The organism is Nocardia thraciensis (genome assembly GCF_054782435.1).
The window spans coordinates 171,057-178,331 of the sequence record NZ_BAAGSM010000040.1; the positions used below are offsets into that span (position 1 = coordinate 171,057).

General features: G+C 68.5%; 9 protein-coding genes and 1 pseudogene. 5 read left to right on the forward strand and 5 right to left on the reverse strand.

The genetic code is table 11. From position 1 onward, the window contains the following. Positions 1–17: 17 nt before the first annotated feature. Positions 18–1,220: an MFS transporter gene (locus ACYVLQ_RS27095; RefSeq protein ID WP_460700362.1), complete on the forward strand. Its 1,203-nt coding sequence runs from the start codon at positions 18–20 to the stop codon at positions 1,218–1,220. A gap of 245 nt (positions 1,221–1,465) precedes the next feature. Here the strand turns inward: ACYVLQ_RS27095 and ACYVLQ_RS27100 are convergent. Further along, positions 1,466–2,221, reverse strand: a pseudogene (locus ACYVLQ_RS27100) (nucleotidyltransferase domain-containing protein); the annotation flags it as partial. A gap of 530 nt (positions 2,222–2,751) precedes the next feature. Between ACYVLQ_RS27100 and ACYVLQ_RS27105 the strand changes: the two are divergent. After that, positions 2,752–3,108, forward strand: a complete 357-nt coding sequence (locus ACYVLQ_RS27105; RefSeq protein ID WP_460700337.1) for a PNPOx family protein — start codon at positions 2,752–2,754, stop codon at positions 3,106–3,108. A gap of 224 nt (positions 3,109–3,332) precedes the next feature. Here the strand turns inward: ACYVLQ_RS27105 and ACYVLQ_RS27110 are convergent, their stop codons facing one another. The 3 genes from ACYVLQ_RS27110 to ACYVLQ_RS27120 form a co-directional block, all read right to left on the reverse strand. Further along, positions 3,333–3,722 (reverse strand): DUF397 domain-containing protein, encoded by a 390-nt coding sequence (locus tag ACYVLQ_RS27110; protein WP_460700338.1) that lies wholly within the window; start codon positions 3,720–3,722, stop codon positions 3,333–3,335. 69 nt (positions 3,723–3,791) lie between these two features. After that, positions 3,792–4,616: an SAM-dependent methyltransferase gene (locus ACYVLQ_RS27115; RefSeq protein ID WP_460700339.1), complete on the reverse strand. Its 825-nt coding sequence runs from the start codon at positions 4,614–4,616 to the stop codon at positions 3,792–3,794. 36 nt (positions 4,617–4,652) lie between these two features. Continuing rightward, positions 4,653–5,549 carry a Scr1 family TA system antitoxin-like transcriptional regulator gene (locus ACYVLQ_RS27120; protein ID WP_460700340.1) on the reverse strand — a complete coding sequence of 299 codons (897 nt, stop codon included), beginning with the start codon at positions 5,547–5,549 and terminating at the stop codon, positions 4,653–4,655. Positions 5,550–5,757: 208 nt separating this feature from the next. Between ACYVLQ_RS27120 and ACYVLQ_RS27125 the strand changes: the two genes are divergently transcribed. The 3 genes from ACYVLQ_RS27125 (at position 5,758) to ACYVLQ_RS27135 (ending at position 6,833) form a co-directional block, all read left to right on the forward strand. Beyond that, a complete protein-coding gene (locus ACYVLQ_RS27125; RefSeq protein WP_460700341.1) occupies positions 5,758–5,904 on the forward strand; it encodes a hypothetical protein in 147 nt (48 codons plus the stop codon). A 25-nt stretch (positions 5,905–5,929) separates the two neighbouring features. Continuing rightward, positions 5,930–6,268, forward strand: a complete 339-nt coding sequence (locus tag ACYVLQ_RS27130) for a hypothetical protein (RefSeq protein WP_460700342.1) — start codon at positions 5,930–5,932, stop codon at positions 6,266–6,268. A gap of 139 nt (positions 6,269–6,407) precedes the next feature. Continuing rightward, positions 6,408–6,833, forward strand: coding sequence for a hypothetical protein (locus ACYVLQ_RS27135; RefSeq protein ID WP_460700343.1), 426 nt, complete (start codon positions 6,408–6,410; stop codon positions 6,831–6,833). 3 nt (positions 6,834–6,836) lie between these two features. Here the strand turns inward: ACYVLQ_RS27135 and ACYVLQ_RS27140 are convergent. Beyond that, on the reverse strand, positions 6,837–7,275 hold a 439-nt coding region (locus tag ACYVLQ_RS27140; protein WP_460700344.1), incomplete at its 5' end, for a PucR family transcriptional regulator.

Below are 7,275 nucleotides of genomic sequence, written 5' to 3' on the forward strand. Positions count from 1 at the left end.
CCGCCGCCCGGCTGCTGATGGTCAACCAGTTCGGGATCAATCTCGGCTTCTACATGCTGATGCCGTATCTGGCCGGATACCTGTCGGGCCCACTGGGGCTGGCGGCCTGGGCGGTCGGACTGGTGCTCGGGGTGCGCAACTTCTCCCAGCAGGGAATGTTCCTGGTGGGCGGTACCCTCGCGGATCGGCTGGGGTACAAGCCGCTGATCGTGGCCGGATGTCTGTTGCGCACGGCCGGTTTCGGATTGCTGATCTTCGCGACCTCGCTGCCTGGTCTGCTGATCGCCTCCGCGGCAACCGGTTTCGCCGGGGCGCTGTTCAATCCGGCGGTGCGGGCCTATCTGGCCGCCGACGCGGGCGAGCGCCGCGTGGAGGCGTTCGCCATGTTCAACATCTTCTACCAGGCGGGCATCTTGGCGGGCCCGCTGGTCGGACTCGCGTTGCTGGCGTGGGACTTCCGGATGGCGGCGGCGGTGGCCGCGGTGGTGTTCGCGGTGCTGACGGTGGCGCAGCTGTTCGCGCTGCCGGAGCGGCGCGCCGCCGCATCCGGCGAGCACACCTCGGTGCTCGCGGACTGGCGCACGGTGGTGTCCAATCGGCGGTTCGTGGCGTTCGCGATCGCCATGATCGGCTCGTATGTGCTGTCGTTCCAGGTGTATCTGGCGCTGCCGCTGCAGGCCGAGCACTTGGCCCCGGCGCACGCGCAGGCACTGACCTCCGCGGTGTTCGTAGTATCGGGAGTGGTCGCCGTCGCGGGCCAGTTGCGGATCACCGCGTGGTTCCGGAAACGGTGGGGGACCGGTCGCGGCCTGGTGGTCGGCATGGGGACGCTGGCGGCGGCATTCCTGCCGCTGGTGCTCGTCTCCGGTCCGCAGCGGCTCGGCACCGCGGGAGCGGTCGCGGCACTGCTGGTTTCGGCGGCCGTCCTGGCTGTCGGCACGGCCGCGGTATTCCCGTTCGAGATGGACACCGTGGTCTCGCTGTCCGACGGCCGTCTTGTGGCGACCCACTACGGGTTCTACAACACCGTGGTCGGCGTGGGCATCCTCGCGGGCAACCTCGCCACCGGCGCGGTGGTCGGGGCGGCCCGAGACGCGGGGGCGGATTGGGCGGTCTGGGCCGGGCTCATGGCCGTCGGCGCGGTCGCGGCCGCCGCGCTGTACCGGCTGGACCGGGCACCGGTCCCGCGGTCGGCCGAATCGGTCGGCGCCGCAGGGTAACCCGGTGCTGCCGGGCGGACGGAATGTCCGCTTGGTCGGCATTCGCGGGATTTCCCCCGGCCTGTCCGCGGACTAGGGAGTACATGGATAAGGCGCCGTTGCCGAACTACCGGCCGGCCCGCTTCGCCGATCTCGACGACTTCGCGGCCATCGGGTCCGAGGTCATCCGCCCCGGCCAGTGCGGCAGCCGCTACGATCCGATCGCGTTGCGGACCGCGCTCTCGCATACCGAGCGGGACCGGTCCCGCCCGAGTCAGCGCATCGGCGCCCGGGCGCAACTCGGCGACGATGCGGTCGATCTCGGTGAGCCCCGCGCGGGTGAGCAGCGCCTTCTCGTTGGTGGGCCATTCGCCCCGGGCGGCCAGGACGGCGTGTGCGCTCTGTGCGGCGGCCTGCGCGATCAGCCCGCCGCACAGGGCCGTCGCGCCGCGCGCGGCATGGTTGGCGTGCGCATAGGCGAATACCAGCTGGGCGGTGCCCCACCAGACGCCGGGCGCGTCGGCGCGCAGGGCCTTCGGATACGCCGGCTGCGGCAGGTCGCCCCGCAGCACCCGATTGATCGCGAGTTCGCCCACGACGAGATAGGACGGGATCCCGGCCAGGTGGAACAGCAGCGGCTCGATGCGGAAGCGGCCCCGCTCCGCCTCCCGCAGCTCGCGCTCCACCACCTCGAGATCGCGGTAGTGCACGTCCACCGGCCGCCCCTCGATCCGCAGCCAGGCGCCCCCGTTGAACACTCCGCCGCCCCACGCGCCGATCTCGGAAACCTCACCGTCCCAGCCGATCGCGCGCAAATGCCGCGGATCGAAATCGCCGCGATAGTAGACCGCCAGATCCCAGTCGCTGTCGGCCCGCGCGGTCCCCTGCGCCCGCGACCCGCCGAGCGTCACCGCCGCGACCGTGGGCAACGCCGCCAGCCGATCCGCCACCCCGTCCAGAAAGCTGTTGTCGTCCACGGCACGATCGTCGCACGCGGAGCGCCGGTGACCCGCCGCCGACATGGGTGTGCCGGGCGGGTGGTATCGGCGAAGATCGAGAGATGACACGGGCGCGAAGACATCGGATGCCGTCGAGCCGTTCCCCGCGATCGAGCCGTACGCGCACGGCCTGCTCGAGGTGGGCGAGAGCAACCGAATCTATTGGGAGACAAGCGGAAACCCCGACGGCAAACCGGCGCTGATGGTGCACGGCGGCCCCGGGTTCGGGCGGGTCGCGCGGCTCGCGCCGGACGTTCGACCCGGATGTGTACCGCAGCGTGCCGCACGCGTCGGATCCCGCCGTCGGTCTGGCGGCCAACACCACCGATCACCTGATCGACGATATGGAGCGGCTGCGCGAGCACCTGGGGAGCCGGCGAAGGCGTGGCCGGACGCCCGGTTGCGGATCATCGATGATTCCGGCCATACCGGCAGCCCCGCCATGGGCCAGGCCGTCCTGCGCACCGTCCGCGACTTCGGAACCCGTTAGGTCATCGGCAGCGGACTAGAGTTGCGGATGTCCGGGAATGTCCGGGTATCCGCCAGGAGGAACTATGGAATCGAACTCACTGCTGGGCAGGGCCGTGCGGGGATTCAACGCCGGGGTGGTGGCGCTGACCGAGGCGCCGGTGGTGGGCCCGCTGCTGGGCAAGAGCTTCGTGACGATCACCTACGTCGGGCGCAAGTCCGGCAGGACCTTCAGTACGCCGGTGAACTACCGGCGGGTGAACGGCGAGTTGGTCATCGGCGTCGCCATGCCGGACAAGAAGTCGTGGTGGCGCAACTTCCTCGGCGAGGGCGGCCCGATCACGTTGCACCTCGAGGGCGTCGACCGGCCCGGCCACGCCGTCGCGAAACGCGACGAACGCGGCCGCGTCACCGTGCGGGTACGCCTCGACGAGACCGACTGACACGCCGAAAACCCTTGTGACGGAGCACCAACCGCCGTCTGTGCCGTTGATGAGTTGTCCCCGGCGGGCTGCGCGCAACCGGTTGCGGGGCTTAAAGTTGTCCGTGCGCAAGGTAGTTGCATCGACGGTCGAGGGGGACCGGGCACAGTGCCCGCGCGGGGCGGACACCTGCCGTGGACATGGTGGTTCCTGATGCGATCGTGGTGGGCTGGACTTCGGTTGCGCTAGGCGTGGTCGAATTCGTGATCGCGCACCCCATGGTGAAAGGCGTCGAGTTCGTCCTGGTCGAAGACGAGTTCGACGCCCACCACGGGTTGCGGTGTGGCGGCGCGGAAGACGTAGTGGCCGTCCTCGCGGCGGGTGACCGCGAGCGGCGACCGGTGCGTCGCGCCGCCGCGCACACCGGCCTGGAACGTGTCGAACTGTTCATCGGTGAACAGCAGCAACTCGTCCGCCGGTAGTGCGGTATCAGGGGTGGTGCGGTCGCTGGCGCGCTTGTCGTCCCAGACCGCGGTCCAGCCGTCCCTGCGGGCGACGCGCACGCAGTTCTGGTTGGGCGAGCTGTAACTCGCCTTACGGAATTCACCCGCGGTGAAGGTAGGTAGCAGCGTCATTGGTGGTGCCTTTCTACGGAGTAAAGCTGCGGCCACGCGAAAACGGGGTCCCGCGCGACTGCGGTGTACCTATGGCTTGTAACCAACCGCGGCGAAATTACACGGCCGTGCCGGATCTCGCGGATCCACCGGTCGCTCCGGCCGCCAGTCCGGGGCGTACACGAGCCCCGGCGCGACCATCTCGAAACCGTCGTAGAAGGCGGCGAAATCGTCACGACTGCGCACGTTCACCGGGTCGGAGGTCTCCTTGTACAGGTCGGCGGCCGCGGCGATGCGCTGTTTGAGTTCGTCGGCGGCGTCGTCGAGTGAGACGTGGCTCATAGCCACGTAGCTGCCCGAGGGCAACCGGTCGCGCAGTTGCGCCATCAGCTCGTAGGGCCGGTCGCTGTCGGGGACGAACGGCCACACGCTGACGATCAGCAACCCGATCGGCTGATCGAAGTCGATCAGGCGCCGGGTGTCGGGATGGTCGAGGATCAGCTCGGGCACGCGCAGATCGGCCTCGACGACGGCGGTGCTGCCGAGCGCGCGCTGCTGCTGCAGCAGCTCGTGCGCCCGGTTGACGGCCTCCATATCGTTGTCGACGTACACCACCCGGGCATCGGCCGCCATGGATCGGCTCACCTCGTGGGTGTTGCCGACCGTCGGCAGCCCCGAGCCGATGTCCACGAACTGCCGAATGCCCTGCGCCACCATGTATCTGACGGCGCGCTGCAGGAATTCGCGATTGTGATGGGCCCAGGTGTCGGCGTACGGGAAGGTCTGGAAGATGCGTTCGCCGAAGATCTTGTCGACGTCGAACACCGCCTCCCCGGAGAGGTAGTAGTGATACATCCGGGCCGCCGACGGTCGGCTGGCGTCGATCTCGCGGGACTCGAAGTCGTTGGCTTTCATGGGACCCCCATCGATGGTGTTTGACACTGATGCCCGTCAGGTGAACGTCTTGCGGCGGAACGAGCGGGCGACGTGTTCGATGAATGTCCGGGAGTCCTCGACCCCCAGCGCCGCGGCCGACAACCGCGACCACACCGCCTCGCGCGCGGTGACGGCGGGCTTGTCATCGATATAGCGAATATCGCCCTGGCTCTCCACGATCGCCATGTCCAGGTCGCCCGCCGCGCCCGGGGAGGGCACCCGGATCAGGGTGAACCGGTCCTCCATGCCCGCGCCGTGGGTGGTGACGGTGAACGGCAGCACCTGCAGCAGGATATTGGGCCGCCGGGACAGCGCCAGCAGATGTTCGAGCTGCTCGACCATGACGGCCCGGCCGCCGTACTCGCGGCGCAGGCACGATTCGGACAGGATCGCGCGGAATTCCGGTGACTGCGGTTCGGTCAGGATCTGCTGCCGGGCCAGCCGCGCCTGCACCGAATCCTCGACGGTGACCTGGTCGGGATCCGGCTCGGTGGGATGTTCGGGTTCGTGCAGGGCGCGAATGTAGGACTCGCACTGGATGAGTCCGGGCATGATCTCGGCCTCGGCGACGCGCAGCAGGCTGGCGTGGGCCTCCAGGTCGACCAGCAGGCGGAGTTCTTCGATGTAGGCGCGACGGTAGCCGCTGTTCCAGAAGCCGCGCTTGTGGTTGTCGCGGCGCAATTCCTTGAGGGTGTCGAGATATCCGGTGTCGGTGAAGCCGAGCTCCGTGGCCAGCCGCTCCAGATCGCCCACGGTGATGGAACTGGCGCCGTTGGTGAGCATGGCGATACGGCTCTGGCTGGTCTCGATGATCTTGGCTGCCTCGTTCTGGCTGAGGCCCGCCGTATTGATCATGTGCTCGATCTCGCGGCCCAGCAGCAGTTTCCGCGCCGTGCGTAATCGCGTACCCATGACGATGGGCGTGCGGCGGAGCCGGTACGCCCTGAACCCCTTCCGCCCCAACCTCTTTCGTTAACGTGATAATCACGCTAACATCTATCACGTTAAGAATATCACAGTTTCAGTATGTAGCGGGCGTCGTCGTCGGTACTCGACAGCGTCTCGGCGGAGGGGGAGTCGCATGACGACTACCACGCGAAGGTGTTGCGCGCCTTGCCATTTGGGCGAGGGGCGGAATTGCCGCGACCTGGACGGGGAGCTGACCGACGCCCTCGCGCGTCGGATTCTCAGCGCCGAGCACACGATGTCGTGTGCTCAGTGGCTGGCGGCGGTGGCATACCTGTCCGCCGGGCTGGACGACGACTAGCCATGCCCGAAGGCCGGAGTTCGTCGTGATGGGATTGGCTGCCGTCGTCGTGGTATGCGGCGCGGTGATCGCGCTCTCGGCGGTCGCGCTGTGGCAGGGCTTCCGTCCGCCGCAGCGCGATTCGGCCGAATCCGAAAGTGCGCGAGGGGCGTGCGCCCCCGGAGGAGACACAGTGGACGTGTCCGTATGGCCGATCGGCTGGCCGCACGAGGCGCCGGACGAGCCTATGTCGGTGAGCGACGCGCATCTGGCGATGCAGCGCCACCGGGGCTGTCGCCGCGAGGAATGCCCGCGCAAGCGGGCGGCGTATCAGACTCTGGTGGAAGAGGGTCGGCTGAAACCCGATTCCGGGCGGGTGCACTAGAGTTCGGTCTTGGGATCGGTCACAAACCCGGCGCGTCGTCGTTCGGAGGTTTGTGTCAACCGCTGTGGAGTGCTCGTATTCGTCGCGTGTCCCAGATACTTTCGGTGCTGCGAAGGGGCGCGGTGGACGGAGGAGCGCTATGCGAAGCAACGATTCCGGCAACGCCGATTCCCCGGACGGCTCCGGCGAATCCGAGCATCCGCGGCAGGGGACGCCGGAAAGTGGTTGGGGCACAGGGAGATCGGATCCGACCGCGGTCATGCGACTGGGTTTCGAGCTCGCGATCGTGCTGCTCGACGCCACCGAGGCGGCGGCGACGCAGGCGCTGCACCGGCTCGAGGACGCGGCCGCCGACTGGGCGCGCGACGGCGTGCCGATAGACGCGGTCCAGCACGCGATTCACTGCGGCGTCAAGGTGAGCCTGGACCGGATCGCTCCCTCCGGGGCGTACGCCGGTGCGGATCCGCTCGCTGACCGGGCCTTCCTGGTCGACATTCTCGACGTGCTGACCTCGACGGTCTCGCGGGCGTACGTCGCCGCGATTCAGCACCGGCGCGGCCGGTGACGCTCAGTCGCCGTAGCTGCGGGCGACGAGTGCGGAGCGGAGGTACCAGAGTCCGCTGGCTTGGGTGGGGTCGAAGCCGGTGAGTTGGCTGATGCGTTTGAGTCGGTAGTCGACGGTGTTGGTGTGGACGTGGAGGAGGCGGGCGGTGCGTTGGCGGTTGAGGTTGTGGGCGATGTGGGTTTGTAGGGTGTCGAGGAGTTCGGGGTGGTGGTCGAGGGGGTCGAGGAGGGAGCCGAGGTATTCGCGTCCGGGTCCGGGGCGGGTGAGTTGGTATTCGAGGGCGAGGTCGTCGAAGCGGTAGAGGGCGGGTTCGGAGTGTAGGCGGGCGACCATGTCGAGGAGTTGGTGGGCTTGGTCGGCGGCGGTGGGGATGGTGTCGGTTCCGGCGGTGACGATGGTGGCGGTGATGGGTGCTCGGGCGGCGTGGGACAGGTGGGTGATG